The organism is Pseudomonas mandelii (genome assembly GCF_024138395.1).
Classification (GTDB): Bacteria; Pseudomonadota; Gammaproteobacteria; order Pseudomonadales; family Pseudomonadaceae; genus Aquipseudomonas; species Aquipseudomonas mandelii_E.
Window position 1 is genome coordinate 1 of the sequence record NZ_JAMYDU010000023.1, and the last position, 19511, is coordinate 19511.

The window sequence follows — 19511 nt, forward strand, 5'->3', positions numbered from 1 at the left end:
GGCTTGCCGGCGAAGGCGTCCGGAAGATCGCCTTCGCCGGCAAGCCTGGCTCCTACAGGGATCGTGTTGGAGCGGCGATCTTCATTTCACGGCACCAAACGACAGGCCGCGAACCAATTGTTTCTGGCTGATCCAGCCAAAGATCAGGATCGGTGCACAAGCCAGGGTCGACACCGCCGACAACTTGGCCCAGAACAGCCCCTCAGGACTCGAGTACGAGGCGATCAACGCGGTCAGTGGCGCGGCCTGCGACGAGGTCAGGTTCAGCGACCAGAACGCTTCGTTCCAGCACAGGATCAGCGACAGCAACACCGTGGAAGCCAGGCCGCCCTTGGCGATTGGCAGCAGGACCCGGACCATTTCCTGCCACAGCGTCGCGCCATCCAGACGTGCGGCTTCGAGGATGTCCTTGGGGATGTCTTTGAAGTAGGTGTAAATCATCCAGACCACGATCGGCAGGTTGATCAGCGTGTAAATCACGATCAGTGCGATCCGCGTATCCAGCAGGCCAAAGCTCTTGGCCAGCAGGTAGATCGGCATCAGCACGCCCACTGGCGGCAGCATCTTGGTCGAGAGCATCCACAGCAGCGTGCCTTTGGTGCGCTGGGTTTCGTAGAACGCCATCGAGTAGGCCGCCGGCACTGCGATCAACAGGCACAGGGCCGTGGCGCTGAAGGAAATCACCACCGAGTTCCAGGCGAAACTGAAATAGTCGCTGCGCTCGTTGATGTGCAGGTAGTTCTCCAGCGTCGGTGTGAAGATGAACTGCGGCGGCGTGGCGAACGCGTCGATTTCGGTTTTAAAACTGGTCAGCACCATCCAGAAGATCGGGAAGAAGATCAGGATCGCGATGGCCCAGGCCAGAGTGCCGAGCAGCAGGCTTTGCAAACGGCGGGATTGTTGAAGAGTCATGGCGCAGGCCTCAGGCTTTATCTGTCAGGTTTTTGCCGATCATTCGCACCAGCACGATGGCCGCGACGTTGGCAATCAACACCGCGATCAAACCACCGGCGGACGCCATGCCGACGTCGAACTGCACCAGCGCCTGGTTGTAGATCAGGTAGGCGAGGTTGGTCGAGGCGTAGCCTGGGCCGCCGTTGGTGGTGGTGAAGATTTCGGCGAACACCGACAGCAGGAAGATGGTTTCAATCATCACCACCACCGCGATTGGCCGGGCCAGGTGCGGCAGGGTCAGGTGCCAGAAAATCGCGATGGGACCGGCACCGTCCAGGCGCGCGGCTTCTTTCTGCTCCTGATCGAGGGACTGCATGGCGGTCATCAGGATCAGGATCGCGAAGGGCAGCCACTGCCACGAGACAATGATGATGATCGACAGCAGCGGGTAGTGCGCCAGCCAGTCCACCGGCTGCGCGCCGAACAGCTTCCAGATGTAGGCGAGAATCCCCGAGACCGGGTGAAAAATCAGGTTCTTCCAGATCAGCGCACCGACGGTGGGCATGATGAAGAATGGCGAGATCAACATCACCCGCACGATGCCGCGACCGAGAAACTCACTGGCCTCCAGCAATGCGCTGATCAACACCCCGAACACCACGCTGATCAGCAGCACGCTGCCCACCAGCAACAGGGTGTTGGTGGCACCGGGAAGAAAGCCCGAGTCGCTCAGAAAGTAGCTGAAGTTCTCCAGCCCCACGAACTGGTTTTCACCGGGGTAGAGCAGGTTGTAGCGAATCATTGAAAAGTAAACGGTCATGCCCAGCGGCACGATCATCCACAGCAGCAACAACGCTACCGAAGGGCTGACGAGAAACCAGCCGGGGTTGCTCAACCGGCTTTTACGCACCGGTTGCGGGATGTCCATGTGAGCTTTGGCGGTTGAAATATTCATGGCGATAGAACCCATTAGGAACAGACAATGAAGATCAACTGTAGGAGCGAGGCTTGCCCGCGAAGGCGATTTACCTGACACACCGCTTTCGCGGGCAAGTCGGATCGCCGCACCGCTCCCTCCTACAGGGGGCCGGGGTTACTTGGGATAACCGGCGCGCTTCATCTCACGTTCGGTGGTTGACTGGGCAGCGGTCAAAGCCTGGTCGACCGTGGTCTGGCCGATCAGCGCTGCCGAGAACAGCTTGCCGACCTGGGTGCCCACGGCCTGGAACTCGGGAATGGTCACCAACTGGATGCCGACGTAGGGCACAGTCTTGAGAGACGGTTTGGTCGGGTCCGCCGCTTTCAGCGATTCCAGCGTCACCTTGGCGAACGGCGCGGCATTCATGTAGGCCTCGGTGTAGGTCGAAGCACGAGTGCCGGGCGGCACGTTGGCGATGCCGTCTTTCTCCGCGACCAGTGCGCCGTACTCCTTGGAAGTGGCCCAGGTGCTGAAGGTTTTCGCCGCGTCCTTGGCCTTGGAACTGGTCGGAATGGCCAGCGCCCAGGAATACAACCAGGCCGAACCTTTGTCGGTGGTTTCATGCGGTGCGTAGGTGAAGCCGACGTGATCGCTGACCTTGCTTTGGGTCTTGTCGGTGACGAACGAGCCGGCCACGCTGGCATCGACCCAGATTGCACACTTGCCGCTGTTGAACAGTGCCAGGTTTTCGTTGAAACCGTTGCTCGACGCGCCAGGAGGGCCGGACTTCTTCATGGTGTCGACGTAGAAGTTGAGCGCGTTTTTCCATTCGGGGCCGGTGAATTCCGGTTTCCACTGCTCATCGAACCAGCGTGCGCCGTAAGCATTGGCGATGGTGGTGATCAGGGCCATGTTCTCGCCCCAGCCAGCCTTGCCGCGCAGGCAGATGCCGTACTGTTCTTTGTCTTTGTTGGTGAGTTTGCTGGCAAATTCGCTGATCTGCGTCCAGGTCGGGCGTTCGGGCATGGTCAGCCCGGCTTCCTTGAACAGGTCGGTGCGGTAATAGGTGATAGAGCTTTCAGCGTAGAACGGCAGGGCATAGAGCGAGCCCTTGACCGAAAGGCCTTCGCGTACCGAAGGGAACACGTCGTCGAGGGCGTAGCTGGCTGGCAAATCCTTCATCGGTTCCAGCCAACCCTTGGCGCCCCAGAGTGCGGCTTCGTACATGCCGATGGTCAACACATCGAACTGCCCGCCCTGGGTGGCGATGTCGGTGGTCAGGCGTTGGCGCAGGACGTTTTCTTCGAGTACCACCCAATTGAGCTTGATGTCCGGATGCTCGGCCTCGAAAGTTTTCGAGAGTTTTTGCATGCGGATCATGTCGCTGTTGTTGACGGTGGCAATGGTCAGGGTCTGGGCGCCGAGGCTGACGCTACTGAGGGTCATGCAGGTGAGAGCAAGCAGAGCTTTTACCGAAGGTTGCATCGTGCACTCCTTTTCTGCACCCCGCGGGTTACAGAAGGACAGTTATTGTTTTTGTGTCTTCCGAAGTCAGGAAGAATGTGCACTGATTACAGCCTTCAATCGATGGGCTGACAAATCATCCATCGCACTGTGATCGATACTTTTTTGCACTGAGATTTGGAGCGGGGGATGCAGGGATAGGCTTTGCAGAGGCGAGCAGGCATCGAATTTGTATAGGTTTCACCGGCCTCTTCGCGGGCAAGCCTCGCTCCTACAGGGGTATGTGGTAAGGCTTCGCAGAGGCGGGCGGTCATTGAATTTGTACAGGTTTCATCGGCCCCTTGGCGGGCAAGCCTCGCTCTTGTAGGAGCGAGCGGTGCGGCGATCCGACTTGCCCGCGAAGGCGATCTGAAAATCACCACATAACCAAGGCCTTCAACCCAGGTTTTGCTCAGTCAAACGCTGCACCGCCAACCGCCGGTAATGCGATGGCGTCATGCCCTTGAGCTGTTGGAAGCGTCGGTTGAAGTTGGAAATATTGTTGAAGCCCGACTCGAAACACACATCGGTCACCGTTTTGTCGCCATCGGCCAGCAGCTCGCAGGATTTGCTGATGCGCAGGCGATTGACGAATTCGATGAAGCAACGCCCGGTAGCCTGTTTGAACACACGGCTGAAGTAGGTCGGCTTCAGGCCCAAGTGTTCGGCGACTTCTTCCAGGGGCAGATCGCGGGCGTAATGGGCAAAGATGTAGTCCACCGCCCGGTTGGTGCGGTCGATATTGTGTTCATCGGCCAATTGCGGCGTCGTCGCACCGGACAGCAACTGATAGTCATCGGATGCCGCCAGCAACTCCAGCAGAATGAAAAAGTGCCCGAGCCGGGTCATGCCCTGGGTGTCGGCGATGCGCTGCATCAAGGTCATGGCCTGGCGGATCGTACGCTTGCAGCGAAACTCGATGCCGTACTGCGCGCGCTCCAGCAGCGGAGTGAGCGCTTTGAGTTCGGCGAACACCTGATGGCCGTTTTCAAACAGCTCATCAGTGAAATTGACCAGCATGTCACGCTTGGGCACCACTTCGTCTTCGGCCACCTGGCTGATCCAGTTGTGGGGCAGGTTGGGTCCGGTCAGGAACAGCGTTTCCGGGTAGAAGTTGCCGATGTAGTCACCGATGAACACCTTGCCGGAGCTGGCGATGATCAGGTGCAGTTCGTATTCCTTGTGGAAATGCCAGCGCACCAAAGGGCAGGGGAAGCCGTGCTGACGATAGATGATGGACAACCCGTTATGGTCGTCCATCAATTCGTAGGAAGGATCGGTAACTCTGGCTGGTCGGCTCATGTCAGGGTACTTTTATTGTTATCGCCTGTTGATCATGCCTCTTTCCAGGCTCTCTGTGCCAGCCTGCGACGTTGACCGTTCAGGACGGTTCATGCAACGAGCGGCCATACACGGCTTTCATGCTGGAGGCGCTCCAGCAATAGCGGACAATTTCGCACTCGTCGAAAAAGTCGATGTTAATGATGCTGCAACGGGTTACCCAGTCGCCCGTTGTACTGAACCAGTCATTGATTTGGCTTTTTATGTGCTGCGGGCCGCCCAATAGCGAATAGGTGGTCGCCGACAGCGACCAGAGAAATGTTTCGTAGGGCGCCTCTTCAAGGGTTGTAGCGATATGACTACGCAGCTCGCGGGTATCAGTGAACGTTTGGTCGCGCCACTTGTGCGGTATGCGCGGCCAGAAGTACTCGCTGTCCAGGCCCGGCGCACTTCGGGCTGCCATAACGATGCGGCGTAGGGAGCTGGTGCGCTTGAGTTCACCCACGGTTTTCAACGCGTCGCTGTGCGGGATGATTCGACGCCCAAGACGACGCACCAGCACATCGTTGAGTTTCTTATAGTCGAAGGGCTTGCCTGCGAGTCCAAGTTGATGAAAGTCCAGCACGATGAATTCATCCGGATTTCGATCGAGGAAGGCCGATACCGCATCGATCAGTTCATCGAGGATCCGATGGGACTGCAACCCATTGTGATGAAAGTAAAACACCGGCTCTACAGGTCCGAATGTGTAGCCGAGCCGCAGATCGAAAGCCCGCGCGCCATTGGACAGTTGCCAGGCAAACGAATCGTTCTGGCAAGTTGTCCAGTTGCCGATCACCACTTCATAGTTCGGCGCTTTTTTGTCCATGCCGGCGTTATGAGCGCCGGGCCAAACGATCTCTGTGAGTTTTAATTTATGGATATCTGAAATAGTGCTCATCCAAGTGTTTTTATTGAGTCGTCCTGTTTCTTTATTTGTCATTGCCATTCCTCTTTGGGCTTCACTGTTCATCACGGTGAAGTGGTTTGTATCAGATGTGTAATGCGAATATTATCCTGACTGATACAAACCCAAGAGATATCTATTTATTGAGTGTCCGGGCTTTGATTATGTTAGCGATGCGGCAATTGGGCACAAGTTTCGATTCTTCGAAGAAGTCTGCATTAATAATGCTGCATTTCAAGATCCAGCCGTCCGAGGCGGGGGCGAACCACCGGTCAAGGTGCTCTTTGATGTCTACGGGCCCCCCGAGTGCCGTATAACTGGTCGCGGAGAGAGACCACGGCATCCAGGGTGACGGAGGATCTTGCATCACGCGAGCGATAAGCGCTTGCACCTTCTTGACACTGGTCAGCGATTGGCCGCTCCATTCGTGTTGAATTTTGGAGAGTAACCAGCCTTGATCCAGATCCGGATGGTGTTCGGCAGCAACCCATAACCGTTGGGTAAGACTGGCCTGCTTTAGTTGACCGAGGCTCATGTACTTGTTACGAGACGGAATGATTCTCTGGCCCAGATGTGTCAGCAGAAATCGGTTGAACTCCTTGTGGTCAAAGGAAGTATTGGCAGATGTCAGTTCATGGAAATCGAGCAAGACGAACTCGTCGGGATTCTCCTGTAGAAAACGACTCACCTGCATAACCAGGTTTTCCAGCGACCGGGATGATCGGAAGCCGTTGTGCTGGAACCAGAATGTGCCAACCCCTCTGGAGTCGACGTTGTATTCGATTCTTACATCGAGCGCGCGTGCGCCGTTGTTCAACTGTTCGTAAAAAGAATTGTTTTGACAAACAGCCCAGTGAGAAACGCCGGGCGCCAGGTAAGTTGCCTTTTTGTCTGCGCCAGCATTATGGGCGCCAGGCAGAATCAACTCGTTGAGTTTCATTGAGTCAATGCCAGGTAAGTCCGTCATCCAACGGTTGAAAGTGTAACCGTCCATCTCATGCGTCCTTGCATGGGTTAAAGGTAAAGTATTTATAGAGGAGGCGAGCGAAACAGCCAATAAAAAACCTTATTCAAATAATGTATTTTATTAAGCTGTGGCGCTTCAACTTTGAGGGGGGTAGTTATTGATTTCGAGTCTTTGCTTCTATCCACTGGGCCATATATTGCGTACTTTTATGTTGGTGGTGGCGCAACATACTGCCAGTAAAGTTATCGCTTCTGATTTGCGCTAGATGCTGTTGGCAATAAACCAGCTTTTCGATCAAGGAAGCGCCATGAACGGATGTCTGGTAACGGTTGGCTAACAGGGATTGCCCATTTTCCTGGGCCTTCATCCAGCAAACCTTATCGGTATAAAGTTGCACGGCACAACTGGCGAATTCCCGAGCTGTCCGGGCCACGCTACCGGGCCACGGTTGCTCGCCGTGCATAGCTTCTGCGCCAATCGGCGTGGTGACATTGGGCGTACCGCATAGCATCGCGTCGACAATCTTGCCTTTGATACCGGCACCAAAGCGCAAAGGAGCGAGGCAAATCCGCGCAGCAGACATAACGGCTAACGCATCTTCTGCCCAGTTCATCACATGAAAGCCCTGTGCCGGGTTGTGCAACGCCGTGGCCTTGGGCGGCGTGTAAGCGCCGTATATGTGCAACTGAGCTGTTGGCAGTTGCTGGCGGATCAGCGGCCAGATCGTGGTTTTCATCCAGAGCACGGCGTCCCAGTTGGGGGCGTGGCGGAAGTTACCGATACTGAGGAAATGCGCACGATCTTCAAAGGCTGGCGGTGGCGCACTCGGCGGATCGACCATCAGCGGACACCAGTGCAGCAGTTGTCGCGGCAGCCCGAACTGCTCGACCAGCAATTGAATCTCGACTTCGGAGATCATCAGGTTCAAGTCGCAGCGATACAGCGCGGCGATCTCCCGTTTAGCCAGATCGGTATCGGCCATGAGCTCGAACTCTGCACGCAGTGCCGGGGCGAATAACTCGCTGAAATCATCAACGTCGTCACTGGCCTTCAAGCGCTCCTTGAGTCGCTGATGCCGGGCATGCCGAAGGCTTTGCAAATCGGAGGTTTCCAGTACACGCAACGCATCAGGACAGTGCTTTTCTACCCGCCAGCCGAACTGTTCCTCCATCATGAACTGATCGAACAGCACGATATCCGGTGCCAGTTCACTGACAAAGGTGTCGAAACTGCTGTTGTTCAGCTCGATCGGCATTTCGTGAATGCCTAGCGCGGTCAGGTCCGCACGGTGTTCACCGGTGCCGGCCGGGCTGCTGAAGGTGATGTCCCAGCCTTGCTGCAAAAAGGTTTCAAGGATTTGCATGACGTGCCCGCTGGCCGCTGAAGAGCGGGGCTCGGGCCAGACGTAGCCAATGACCAGGACTTTGGTGGCAGCGGTTTGAGTCATCGGTATTCCTTGGGGCGGATAATCGGTCCGGTTGCCGGGACGCAATTAAACCACAGCGCTGGATGATTTTAATCCTGCGTGGATTGTATCGAAGCAAAAAGTCAATCCGGTACTCTGCACAGATTAATTTCTAATGTGCCCAGGAATTTGTCGGCTGGGGTGTTGTTTAGCGCAGTCTCGATGGTAGTCATATTTACGCCAAATCCAAAAGGGTCGGATTTGATTTGGTCAATCAAGGAAACCGCTACTTCATAAGAGTCCGCGTTGTATAAGGCTGGGTGCTTCTGAACCAGAGTCGGAAGACTGGGGCGAACGGATTCAAAGTGGTCCAGGTGAGTAAACTTTTCCGTGCTCACGGTCCTGTAAGGGTTCGAAAAGGACGGGTCAATCATACGGGGGTTACGCGCAAAATCAATTAACGGTGCAGCGTCGAATTCAATGCGATCCAGCGTTTTTCCATAATACAGATCGAGTGTGCCTGGTGCACCATGTGACATCTCATGAATCAACACATCCGCGATTCTGGATTCATCATATTTGGTTGAGCGATAAAAATCATCCAGATGTTCCGGGTAAATCTTGATGAATTTCTTGATGGATTCTTTATGTGTAGTCCCATTGATTACCGTTTTCTTCCACCGTTTGTAATCGGGCACATTCAGTGCTGCCACCGCGTTGATATCAGCTTTTCTGAACGACACATTAGAGAGCGTGAAAGCATCAAGATCCTTGCGCATTGCTCGCAGTTTGAGCCCGATATGTTGAGCGGCTTCGTCGGATCCCGTCCCAAACAAATATTTTAGAACCTTGCGAACTTCGTCGTTTGACTCTGCATCGGCCAACAAATGGATGGCATTGTCGAGTTTGGCTTTGGCTGCGGGAATCGCTTTCTTCATGTAACGATGAGTGTAGCTTTTGGGCATGATCCTGTGCCAGGGCAGGGTAGGCAGTTTGAATTTGTAATTGAAATGTTCCAGTTTGGCTCCCCAAGGCTGGCCCAATCGGTTCAGCGCGTACCATTCGTCATTGTGGCGTATACCCCATACCTGGAAAACATCCTGGGACGTTTGCGCGGGACGCCAGGTTCCCAGGCGAACAGTGTCAGGGTCGATAGTGGCGGCCAGTTGGCGGTGTGGCGTTACGCTCGACCATTTGCGCGCGTCGAAAATCGCGTTATCCAGTGCAGCCACGCTGCGGCGCCACGTATTGCGCAACAGTTTTGCGCCATGTAAAAGCAAGTCGGATGCTCCGTCCAGCGGATTGAACAGGTTGCTCACCAATCCGAGTCCCGTCGAAGCGATCTTGCTGGCCTTGGTAGCAATGCTCATGCTTTTGGCGGCCAGGCTGGCAATCTGAGCAATGGCTCCGACCACTAACAGAACGGTCATCGCGGCTTCTAAAGTACAGGCCGTCACCCCTTGGAATTGTCGATCCAGATCGTCTGAGCTCAAGTCTTCGATACATGATTTGAAGGGCACGACAAAATTTAGAAACGTATCCAGATCCTTTTCCCGTTTTGCCCGCAATGCCTCCAGCCTGGTCTGTCCCCAGCACTCTTTCACCAATTCATCGTAGGTCGCGACGGGTCTGTGCTTGAGTACGAAATTCACCAATCGGTCGAACTCTGTCGAATAGAAACTCTGGTAATAACCGTTGATTTCTGGCGCCAGTGGAGACGCTGACAATTCACCGACTTTTTCGATCACACCATGACTGACGTTGATGAGGCCGGGTGTGACTCCATGGGTATAACACTCGATGTTCGTAGGCAGCTGAAGCACTTTTGCAGGAGGAGAGTAGTTTTTCTCATTGCTGCGAACGGTTGTGCTTAAAAGGTTTTCCCCTTGGATAAGCTCTGCCAGCCGGGTGTTTTCGCGACAGGTTCCGTGCAAGGTAAATAATTCGTAACACGTCACTCGACCTTCGAAGTGTGAACAGATGACTACACCATATCGACCCTTTGCCTCATCTATGTCCTTATGACTTTCCGTCGGTTTGCGCTGGGTCGTTTTCAGGACCGTGTCAATGATCGACGCTATGGGATTCGTGGGAAGGCTGGTGATCGATTGGAGTTTCGCGACAGAAGGTCTTACGGTGAATATCGTGACCTTGCCTTTTAGCAGGCGTGTCCGATCAGGCAGTGGCACTGAAGAAAAAGCCTGCTTCACATGCATGTTCATTGCTTGTACATGAGCCACATAGGCGTGATTGAACTGACGGTAGAACTCACCATCAGGAGCAATCAGGTTTGCAAGCATGCCGGGAAACGCTTTGTAGATGCTTTCGCCATTCTTCAAATCCCAGTCACCGGTCACCAGATCATTGGACATGTGCAGTTCTACAGGCGATACGGGAAACGGGTCGGCGTAAGCGTCCTCCAGCGGTCGATTTTTCTTTTGGTGAAGGACGTCGTTTTCAAGATAGGTACATCCTTTGGCCACCTGTTTGAGGATATCCAGTGCGATGCTTTTGCGAGTCGGCAGAGGGCGAGACAATGTTTCGGCCGTTTCGGCAAGCGTCTTGGCATGTCGGACGTACGCGCCTAATGCCACTTCAAGCGAGTCTGTGACCGACTTTTCTACGTCATCCCGCGTGACGATTTTGTTAAGCAATGCCCAATCAATCACAGGATCCACGGCAGCCAGAGCGTCGAGCGTCTTTCGCGACTCGCAGACCCCGTCAAACTTCAACAGTTGTTGTAGCTGCGCATAAGTCATCGAGCGCGTCGATCCCGGCGCAATGATTTCCTCCACCGCGACGATCCGGCAAAATTCGACCCATGGCGGCGTGCCCAATAACAGGGTGGGAGGCAGATCCCTTACCAGAAATTCCGGTGCGGCCTCTGCCAGCAACAGATGAGCGGCCAGTGCCGCATCTCTTTCGGTAATCCGGTGGTTCTCGATCAGGTGCCTTTCGAATTCCGTTTGAACATCGGCGAAGGATTTTTCCATGTGCTCGACAGCATATAAGTTGAAACCTGCCGCATGGTTGCGAGGCTCTTGTTCGCCGACGCCAGAATGAAGATTGAGCAAGAGCGAAGTCAGTATCATTTGCTTGAGCGATTCATCGGATTGGGGCTGGTTTTCTTGCGCTCCATACCAGCCCAGATCCCGCACATAAGCGTTGGCCCAGTAAAAAGCGATGGGACTGGACACCAGTTTTTCAAGAATGCCCTGAACCTCCGAGCGTTTGAAAGGCGTAGACCGCCCGCCCAAAATGTCATTTACAAGATGCTCAAGTAACGACTGCCCCTTGATATAACTGCTGATGAGTGTGCGGAATTCGCTGCGCTGATCGGCAGAAAGAGTGACCGAATTGTCTCCTCCGGCTTTGATCATTTCCCAATAGTTACCAAGCGGTGGACTCACTGGCTTCAGTTTCATGAACTCTGTCAGCCTGGAACCTTCGGAAGCGGTTCGGGGAATGATGTAACCATGGAATTTCAGCCATTGCGTCAACTCGACATGGTCAGCGAGAGAGATGACGCCACCGGTCAATTGCGCCATTTCAACCAATGTATGAAGATCATCTTTCAGATCCGGTGCAAGTTTGAATGCGTTCGCAAAGCCAATTGTTTTGCCTGAGTATCTTGCGTTTATTTCGCCTTCGGAAGTTACTTCGAACAGTGAGTGCCCGGGAAGTTGGAGTGTAGCCATTAATTTTTTGAAGGCGTTTCGTTCGGACAATTTTTGCAGCAATTCCCTGCCGGGTTGCAGAGCGTCTTCAAGCGTCGACCCGGACTCAAGGGAGATGGCGGCACCTTCCAGCATGATTGCTTGCGAAGAGCCAGGTTTTTCTCCGCGCTGATTTAGTTTATATACAACCTCCATTCGCTCATTGTGGTCACTTTGAGAATGGTGATTTTGAATGGCGGTATTGGGGACAGATCTGGATAAGTATCTTTGAGTCGGCGAGTTGGCGTGTTTGATGATCATGACAAATCCATTTGGTTTGGGTTTTATGTTTGGGAGATCCTCTTTTGTTGTCTTGCGGTTATCAAGACCTGTTGTGTAAGTGTGTTTTGCAAGGGTTTGAAATTCTAAAGCGCTGCCGTCGCCGGTTGCGAGCAATACGTTTTTTATCATCATCGCATACATGTTGTTGTGTCGTAATTATTAATAATATCTCCACGATTTACTGTTTGGTTGGGGGTGGCTACGCTTGTGCCTGGCTTGCAGTAATGGAAAAGTGCAGTCGTGCTTTGTTGCTGTTCGCAGGAATAAGTTATGAACATGGATTTGCCTGGCATTTATGACGATGCCGAAGATCAATATTCGCTTCTAAGGCTGCTGGACCCCCTAAGTGATCTGGGGGAGGAAGAGCCTGTGCCAATGGCGAAAACCAGAACATTCGAAATCAGTTCGCTCGATGAAACAGAGATTGATGGTGTTGATGTGAAAAATCTGAGTGATGAAATATTGCATGGCTGTTCGGTTTTCGCTGACCCAGCCAGCTTTGATCCTGCATATTTTATTCGTGATCGCATTGATGAGACTGTGCAAGCGCTAGTGCCTGACGAAAAAAGCAGGTCGCAGATAAAGTATGATTCAGAAGTGATGATTAAATATATACAAGTTAAACAACCCAATCGCAGTGACATGCTTAAAGCTGAAAAAGATTCCGCCAACTGGAAGGAGAGAAAATTTACATTGGCAGAACTATGCACCGGCTATCATTATCGTGTACTCAAAGACAGGGGGTACTCTGAAATACAATGGCCTTCCTACTATCCTGCCAAGCTTGTAAAGACTTTGGAGGGGGCCGACTATCAGGCTGACTTCAATAAGTATGTTGCCGAAAGCTTACAGCATCCTGCGGCGCACGCTTTTGGGCGATTGCTAAAAAAAGCCGAACTCAACAAGCTGGTCGTAGAGTTCATCAAGAGTGACGCTCGCTCAATGGAAGACAGGATAATTGCCTTTGAGTATCTCAAAGGCTTGATCCCTGCGCGCCTTCTTAACTTGCACAGCGACCCGGATCTTGAGGTCGATAACGCCGTGTTTATCGGGCGCAGCAATCTGGATCGCGGCGTGTTGTTTTTTTTGGGCGAAGACGGTGTTGCCATCGAATTTCCCGCCGGGCATGACGAGCGCGGAAGGTTTCTGGAAAACCATCCGGAACTGCAAAAGCGTCTGTTAAAGCGTGTTCCATTGAGCGCCCAACAGAAACCTTACGTCCGTGATTTCAAATATCGTGGAATGGAATTCCCCTTGTTCGCGACGCGCCCAAACTATCGAGAGATTGTATTTCGAGCCAGTGCGGACATTGGCAAAGACCTTTTTGACCGGCAAATCGGGCGAGCGTTGGCGGACATTGATACATTGGTCTCAACCCGCGCCGAGCGTATGACTGATATTGCACTGGAAGTAGCCGGGTATCTGCTGCAATGCATCGCTTTCGCGGTTTCGATTCCGACCGGAGGAACGGCGGCGTGGGTATCTGCACCGATTCGAATGCTGGTTCCCTTCTTGTTGGGAATTGGGGCGTCGGCGACTGATTTGATCCGTGCCGAGATCTCTGATGACCCTTCCGAGGCGGAGCGACTGAGGATCAACGCGGCAATTGGGGTACTGGCTGAGCTCGCCGGTCCCATTGCCGAAAAACTCTTGGGTAAGGTTCTTTCTGCGGTTGCCAGGAAAAACATCAGCCGCCGAGTGCTCGAAACGCTAAAGCGCAGCAACAGACCCTCGTTGGTGCGCAGACCCGCAGGCAGCATCAGCCATCAGTTGGCGAGTACTGCTGGCAAAGAGATACCTGAAGCAGGTAAGGGGGTGCTTGTCGCAGGCTACCTGTCGGAGTTGGCGGGTGGGCCCAATGTGGCGCAGTCTCTCGCCACGAACTCGCAGGTGGTGAGGCTTTCCGGACCGGAAAAAGGCTTTATTTACCAGGGTTTTGTATTTCGCGGGGACATGCGCGACCCAACGGTAATATTTGAAAAGGGTTTTACCCAACGCACGCCGATCAGGGATCTCAACCAGGTTAACGGCTTCAAAGGGGGTTATGGGGGGGCGCACGATGCACTCGATCTTGATGGCGCCGGGATTTCAACCTCGGCTTTTTACCAGAAAGACGGCGCAGGGGCCTTTGTATATGGGGGCCAAAAAGGTGGGTATACCTATTTCGTCGATGCTCGTCAGTTGGAGGGATTTCATTTGTACGCCAATACCGAACTGGCGTTTCGCCCCAACTCCGGGTTGAAACAATTGCCTCCTTTGGAAATCAACTATGCCGTCGATTTAACACCTGCCTTGATCCTCGGCGCTTATGACAAGACCGGAAAGTTCATTCCCAACCCCAAAGCAATCAATCGAGCGATCATGGCGAGTGAGGTCAATCCATTGAAAGGCATTGGTCGAGACGTTGGGAATAAATTCCGCCAGCCGCTGACTGATATCAACGGACTTGTTGGCGTCGATTTTGGTAATGAGGCGGTGGCCGAGCAGGAAGCAGTGCAGCCTGTGCCAGACACTACTCCGACACCTGCACGGCCACAGGCTAAAGTGGATGTCAATGACATCATCGCTTTCAGAGAGCGGCAGGAGGCTAAACGCAAACGCCCTAGCGCTTGAGTCGCGTCATTACCCAGCGGTGGGCAAAGGGGGAGAGGGCAAAATATTCTTGACCTTGTCCCGCAACTGTTCAATCGAGAATGGCTTGCCGATGAGATGCATGCCATCAGGCACCTCGATACTTTCGGCATAGCCGCTGGCGAACAGAATGGGCAACTCGGGACGCAGCATGCGCGCCTGCTTCGCCAATTCCCGACCGTCCATGACCGGCAACCCTACATCCGTCATCATCAAGTCGATGTACTGGTCTTCATCGTTGATGAACTCTAGCGCCGCTTCACAGCCATCCGCCGCAAGCACCCTGAATTCCAGTTCCTCCAGCACATCGACGATCAGCGTGCGCACGATGGCATCGTCTTCGACGACTAGAATGGTGGAGGCGTTCGTGGACATAGTGGGCTCTCAAAGGTTGAATTCGCGGTTGCCGGTCGATCGAAACCGCCGGGCTCTTGCATGAGTAAGTGACGAATCACGACAAGTTCCCGACGCGCTACAAAAACAATAGCCGCACAAGAGCCGCAGAGAATAACCGCTCCTTTGTCCCAGAGCAGCTAAATGCAGGATTTTGCCGCAAAACATGTCAGAAAAATGGATGGGGTCGGCCGTTTTGGGGCAGACTCGATGGTTTTCAGCAGCTCGACAAGGACTCCCCATGACCTCTGCGTCCTCGGTTGATGAGCAACGATTCCGTAAACTCCTGAGCCGCAACGTCAGCCTGCCATTGGGTGTCGGCGTCATCAGCGCAGTTTTCTTCGTTTCTTTGATCACCTACCTGTTGTCGGTGATCCAGTGGGTCCAGCACACCGATCGGGTGATCAATAATGCCAATGAGGCGATTAAGCTGACCGTCGATCTGGAAACCGGCATGCGCGGGTTCCTGCTCAGTGGCGACGAACATTTCCTTGATCCTTATGAGACGGCCAAGCCGAGAATCGCCGTCGCGCTCAATACCTTGCTCGAATTGACCGCCGACAACCCGATCCAGACTGATCGTCTGCGCCGGCTCCAGGCCTTGCAGACGGAATGGGCCCATTACGCGCAATCGATGATCGATTTGCAGCGCGCCAGCGGTGACTATCGCGGCGCCGTCAAGGCCGGACGCGGTAAACGATTGACCGATGAGATCCGCAAGCAATTCGAAGACGTGATCGACATGGAACAGCAGTTGCGCACCACGCGTAACGAGGAAGTGCGCCACACCACGATCTGGAGCATCGCCCTTTATCTGCTGTTCGTGGCCGGTATCAGCGGGTTGTTGGCCTACATTGGCCGCCGGGATTTGCTCAAACTATCGCAAAGTTACAGTGCTAACCTCGCCGGGCAACAGGCCAGTGCCCGGCGCCTGGAACAGCAAGCCTGGTTACGCAACGGCCAGACCGAACTGGCCGAGCAAGTGTTGGGGCAGTTATCCCTCAATCTGTTGGGGCGCAACATTCTGCAGTTCTGCGCCCAATATTTAGGGACGGCTGTCGCGGCGATCTATGTCCGTGAGGATCATGGCGGCCTGAAGCGCATCGCGTCTTACGGTTTCTCCCGGGAACAGGAAGCGCTTGATCAGCAGATTTACAGTGGCGAAGGGATTGTCGGCCAAGTGGCGCAACAGGCGCGCTTGATTCGTCTGGATCACGTACCGGGCGACTACTTCAAAGTCAGCTCCGGCCTTGGCGAAGGTTTACCGCACAGCGTATTGGTGGTGCCGACCAGCGACGACGATCGGGTCAACGGTGTGATCGAACTGGGTTTTCTGCGCACGTTGGCGGATCGTGATGTTGAACTGCTCGAATTGATTGCCGGCAACATCGGCACCTCGATCGAGGCCGCCCGCTATCGTCAGCGTTTGCAGGAAGTGCTGGCCGAAGCCCAGCAACTCAACGAAGAGCTGCAGGTTCAGCAAGAAGAACTCAAGAGCGCCAACGAAGAGCTGGAAGAGCAGTCGCGGATTCTCAAGGAGTCCCAGACGCACCTGCAAACCCAGCAGGTGGAGCTGGAGCAAACCAATGAACAACTCGCCGAGCAGGGGCAGATCCTGGCCGCGCAACGCGATGCCATGGACCTGAAGAACACCGAACTGAATCAGGCCCAGATTGAGCTCGAAGCGCGCGCCGAAGAGCTGCAGCGCTCAAGCAAATACAAATCCGAATTCCTCGCCAACATGTCCCATGAGCTACGCACGCCGCTGAACAGTTCGTTGATCCTGGCCAAATTGCTGGCGGAAAACCCGCAGGAAAACCTCAGCGCCGAGCAGGTCAAATTCGCCGAGTCGATCTACTCCGCCGGTAACGACTTGCTCAACCTGATCAACGACATTCTCGACATTTCCAAGGTCGAGGCCGGCAAACTTGAGGTGCGTGCGGAAAACACCAGTGTTGCGCGTCTGGTGGAAGGCTTGCATGGCATGTTCCAGCCGTTGGCTGCGGACAAGAAACTGGATTTCCAGGTGCATTTGCAGGCCGATGCACCGCTGATGCTGTTCACCGACCGCCAGCGCCTGGAGCAAGTGATCAAGAACCTGCTGTCCAACGCAGTGAAGTTCACCGAAAAGGGCACGGTCAACCTGAACGTCGCTGCTCACCCGGGCAACGGCATCGCCTTTATCGTTCGCGACTCCGGCATCGGTATAGCGCCGGATCAGCAAGAAAGCATTTTCGAAGCTTTCCGTCAGGCCGATGGCACCATCAATCGCCGTTACGGCGGCACTGGCCTGGGCTTGTCGATTTCTCGTGATCTGGCCACGTTATTGGGCGGTTCTATCAGCGTGACCAGCACGCCAGGGCAGGGCAGTGTGTTCACCCTGGTGTTGCCGCAGCATTACGTCGAGCCGGGCGACGCGCCTGTCGAGACGATGAAAGCCTCGCCGGTTTCCATGTTGAAAAGCCCCGTGATTGCTGCGCCTGTGCCGCTGATTGCCGACGTCGACATTCCACGTTTCGACGATGATCGCAACAAGGCACCCTTCGCTACTCGCTGCATTCTGGTGGTGGAGGATGAGCCGAACTTTGCGCACATTCTCTATGACCTGGCCCATGAACTGGGTTATCAGTGCCTGGTGGCCCACGGCGCCGACGAAGGCTACGATCTGGCCAGGCAGTTCATCCCCGATGCGATTCTGCTGGACATGCGCCTGCCGGATCATTCCGGGCTGACGGTATTGCAGCGTTTGAAAGAGCATGCCGAAACCCGGCACATCCCGGTGCACGTGATTTCGGTCGAAGACCGCGTCGAAGCCGCCATGCACATGGGCGCCATCGGTTATGCAGTCAAGCCGACCACCCGCGAGGAACTCAAGGATGTGTTTGCCCGCCTCGAAGACAAACTGACGCAGAAGGTCAAACGGGTATTGCTGGTCGAAGACGATGATGTGCAACGCGACAGCATCGCCCGTCTGATCGGCGATGAGGACATCGAAATCACCGCCGTCGGCCTGGCGCAGGATGCGCTCGACCTGCTGCGCGGCACGATTTTCGACTGCATGATTATCGACCTGAAGCTGCCGGACATGCTCGGCAACGACTTGCTCAAACGCATGTCCACCGAGGATATCTGCTCGTTCCCGCCGGTGATCGTCTATACCGGCCGCAATCTGACCCGGGACGAAGAGGCCGAGCTGCGCAAGTATTCGCGTTCGATCATCATCAAGGGCGCGCGCTCGCCCGAGCGGTTGCTGGACGAAGTGACACTGTTTCTGCACCAGGTCGAATCGCGGCTGTCCCAAGAACGTCAGACAATGCTCAAGACAGCTCGCAGTCGCGATAAGGTTTTTGAAGGACGTAAAGTGCTGCTGGTGGACGATGATGTACGCAACATCTTTGCCCTCACCAGTGCACTGGAGCAGAAAGGCGCTATCGTGGTCATTGGCCGTAACGGCCGTGAAGCGATCGAGAAATTGAATGAAGTCGAGGACATTGACCTGGTATTGATGGACGTGATGATGCCGGAGATGGATGGTTTCGAAGCCACCCTCGAAATCCGCAAGGATCCGCGCTGGCGCAAGCTGCCGATCATTGCGGTGACGGCCAAGGCTATGAAAGACGATCAGGAGCGCTGCCTGCAAGCCGGTTCCAACGACTACCTGGCCAAGCCCATCGATCTGGATCGCCTGTTCTCGCTGATTCGTGTGTGGTTACCGAAGATGGAACGCATCTAGTGGAGCGCAATACCGAAATCGAATTGAGGTTGTTGATCGAGGCGATCTACCTCAAATACAGCTACGATTTTCGCGATTACTCCGCCGCGTCGATCAAGCGCCGGGTCAATCACGCCTTGAGTCAGTTCGAGTGCCAAACCATCTCGGCGCTGCAAGAGAAGGTTCTGCACGATCCGACCGCGTTCATGCAACTGCTGCAATTGCTGACGATCCCGGTCAGTGAAATGTTCCGCGATCCTTCGCATTTCCTGGCGCTGCGTCGGGAAGTGGTGCCCCTGCTCAAGACTTATCCGTCGATCAAGGTCTGGATCGCCGGTTGCAGCACCGGCGAAGAGGTTTACTCGATGGCGATTCTGCTACGCGAAGAAGGCCTGCTCGATCGCACCATCCTCTATGCCACCGACATCAACCCGCGCTCGCTGGATAAAGCCCGGCAGGGGATTTTCTCCCTGGAGAATGTCCGGGCCTACACTCACAACTACCAGCAGGCCGGAGGTCGGCGTTCGTTCGCCGATTACTACACGGCGGCCTATGGCTACGCCATTTTCGACAAGAGCTTGTGCGACAACGTGACCTTCGCCGATCACAGCTTGGCCACCGACAGCGTATTCTCGGAAACTCAATTAATTTCGTGCCGTAATGTATTGATTTATTTCAATAAAAAACTGCAGGGTCGCGCATTCGGCTTGTTTCACGAATCCCTGTGTCATCGGGGGTTTCTGGCGCTGGGCAGTAAGGAAACCCTGGATTTTTCGGCCTATGGCAATAAATTCGAAGCATTGGTCAAACCAGAACGGATCTATCGCAAATCATGAACAGGGCAGTGCTGGATACTCATCGG

Annotated in this window: 12 protein-coding genes; 3 read left to right on the forward strand and 9 right to left on the reverse strand. The window is 54.5% G+C overall.

Going from position 1 to position 19511, the window contains the following annotated elements:
* Positions 1-81: 81 nt before the first annotated feature.
* The 8 genes from NHU87_RS23655 to NHU87_RS23690 form a co-directional block, all read right to left on the reverse strand.
* A complete protein-coding gene (locus NHU87_RS23655; RefSeq protein WP_007905617.1) occupies positions 82-912 on the reverse strand; it encodes a carbohydrate ABC transporter permease in 831 nt (276 codons plus the stop codon).
* A gap of 10 nt (positions 913-922) precedes the next feature.
* Complete coding sequence (locus NHU87_RS23660; RefSeq protein ID WP_437180855.1) at positions 923-1849, reverse strand: carbohydrate ABC transporter permease; 927 nt, start codon at positions 1847-1849, stop codon at positions 923-925.
* Positions 1850-1987: 138 nt separating this feature from the next.
* A complete protein-coding gene (locus tag NHU87_RS23665; protein WP_253552876.1) occupies positions 1988-3298 on the reverse strand; it encodes an ABC transporter substrate-binding protein in 1311 nt (436 codons plus the stop codon).
* A 414-nt stretch (positions 3299-3712) separates the two neighbouring features.
* Positions 3713-4618 (reverse strand): AraC family transcriptional regulator, encoded by a 906-nt coding sequence (locus tag NHU87_RS23670; protein WP_253552878.1) that lies wholly within the window; start codon positions 4616-4618, stop codon positions 3713-3715.
* A 79-nt stretch (positions 4619-4697) separates the two neighbouring features.
* On the reverse strand, positions 4698-5579 hold the full coding sequence (locus NHU87_RS23675; protein WP_253552880.1) for a phospholipase: 882 nt from the start codon (positions 5577-5579) through the stop codon (positions 4698-4700).
* Between the two features lie 100 nt (positions 5580-5679).
* Positions 5680-6537: a phospholipase gene (locus NHU87_RS23680; protein ID WP_253552882.1), complete on the reverse strand. Its 858-nt coding sequence runs from the start codon at positions 6535-6537 to the stop codon at positions 5680-5682.
* 127 nt (positions 6538-6664) lie between these two features.
* A complete protein-coding gene (locus NHU87_RS23685; protein ID WP_253552884.1) occupies positions 6665-7957 on the reverse strand; it encodes a glycosyltransferase in 1293 nt (430 codons plus the stop codon).
* A gap of 101 nt (positions 7958-8058) precedes the next feature.
* Entirely contained in the window at positions 8059-12054 is a 3996-nt protein-coding gene (locus NHU87_RS23690; RefSeq protein WP_253552886.1) for a hypothetical protein, read from the reverse strand.
* A gap of 129 nt (positions 12055-12183) precedes the next feature.
* On the opposite strand from NHU87_RS23690, the gene NHU87_RS23695 reads away from it, so the two are divergent.
* Positions 12184-14526 (forward strand): hypothetical protein, encoded by a 2343-nt coding sequence (locus NHU87_RS23695; protein ID WP_253552888.1) that lies wholly within the window; start codon positions 12184-12186, stop codon positions 14524-14526.
* 9 nt (positions 14527-14535) lie between these two features.
* Here the strand turns inward: NHU87_RS23695 and NHU87_RS23700 are convergent, their stop codons facing one another.
* Positions 14536-14919: a response regulator gene (locus NHU87_RS23700; protein ID WP_253552890.1), complete on the reverse strand. Its 384-nt coding sequence runs from the start codon at positions 14917-14919 to the stop codon at positions 14536-14538.
* 259 nt (positions 14920-15178) lie between these two features.
* Between NHU87_RS23700 and NHU87_RS23705 the strand changes: the two genes are divergently transcribed.
* Together NHU87_RS23705 and NHU87_RS23710 are read left to right on the forward strand one after the other, a co-directional pair.
* Positions 15179-18670, forward strand: coding sequence for a response regulator (locus tag NHU87_RS23705; protein ID WP_253552892.1), 3492 nt, complete (start codon positions 15179-15181; stop codon positions 18668-18670).
* Positions 18670-19485: a CheR family methyltransferase gene (locus NHU87_RS23710; protein ID WP_253552894.1), complete on the forward strand. Its 816-nt coding sequence runs from the start codon at positions 18670-18672 to the stop codon at positions 19483-19485. Before NHU87_RS23705 ends, NHU87_RS23710 begins: the two co-directional genes overlap by 1 nt.
* Positions 19486-19511 lie beyond the last annotated feature (26 nt).

Coding starts and splice junctions, on each gene's coding strand:
- NHU87_RS23655 (WP_007905617.1), bottom strand. CDS start 912: ATGACTCTTCAACAATCCCGCCGTTTGCAAAGCCTGCTGCTCGGCACT.
- NHU87_RS23660 (WP_437180855.1), bottom strand. CDS start 1,849: ATGAATATTTCAACCGCCAAAGCTCACATGGACATCCCGCAACCGGTG.
- NHU87_RS23665 (WP_253552876.1), bottom strand. CDS start 3,298: ATGCAACCTTCGGTAAAAGCTCTGCTTGCTCTCACCTGCATGACCCTC.
- NHU87_RS23670 (WP_253552878.1), bottom strand. CDS start 4,618: ATGAGCCGACCAGCCAGAGTTACCGATCCTTCCTACGAATTGATGGAC.
- NHU87_RS23675 (WP_253552880.1), bottom strand. CDS start 5,579: ATGACAAATAAAGAAACAGGACGACTCAATAAAAACACTTGGATGAGC.
- NHU87_RS23680 (WP_253552882.1), bottom strand. CDS start 6,537: ATGGACGGTTACACTTTCAACCGTTGGATGACGGACTTACCTGGCATT.
- NHU87_RS23685 (WP_253552884.1), bottom strand. CDS start 7,957: ATGACTCAAACCGCTGCCACCAAAGTCCTGGTCATTGGCTACGTCTGG.
- NHU87_RS23690 (WP_253552886.1), bottom strand. CDS start 12,054: ATGTATGCGATGATGATAAAAAACGTATTGCTCGCAACCGGCGACGGC.
- NHU87_RS23695 (WP_253552888.1), top strand. CDS start 12,184: ATGAACATGGATTTGCCTGGCATTTATGACGATGCCGAAGATCAATAT.
- NHU87_RS23700 (WP_253552890.1), bottom strand. CDS start 14,919: ATGTCCACGAACGCCTCCACCATTCTAGTCGTCGAAGACGATGCCATC.
- NHU87_RS23705 (WP_253552892.1), top strand. CDS start 15,179: ATGACCTCTGCGTCCTCGGTTGATGAGCAACGATTCCGTAAACTCCTG.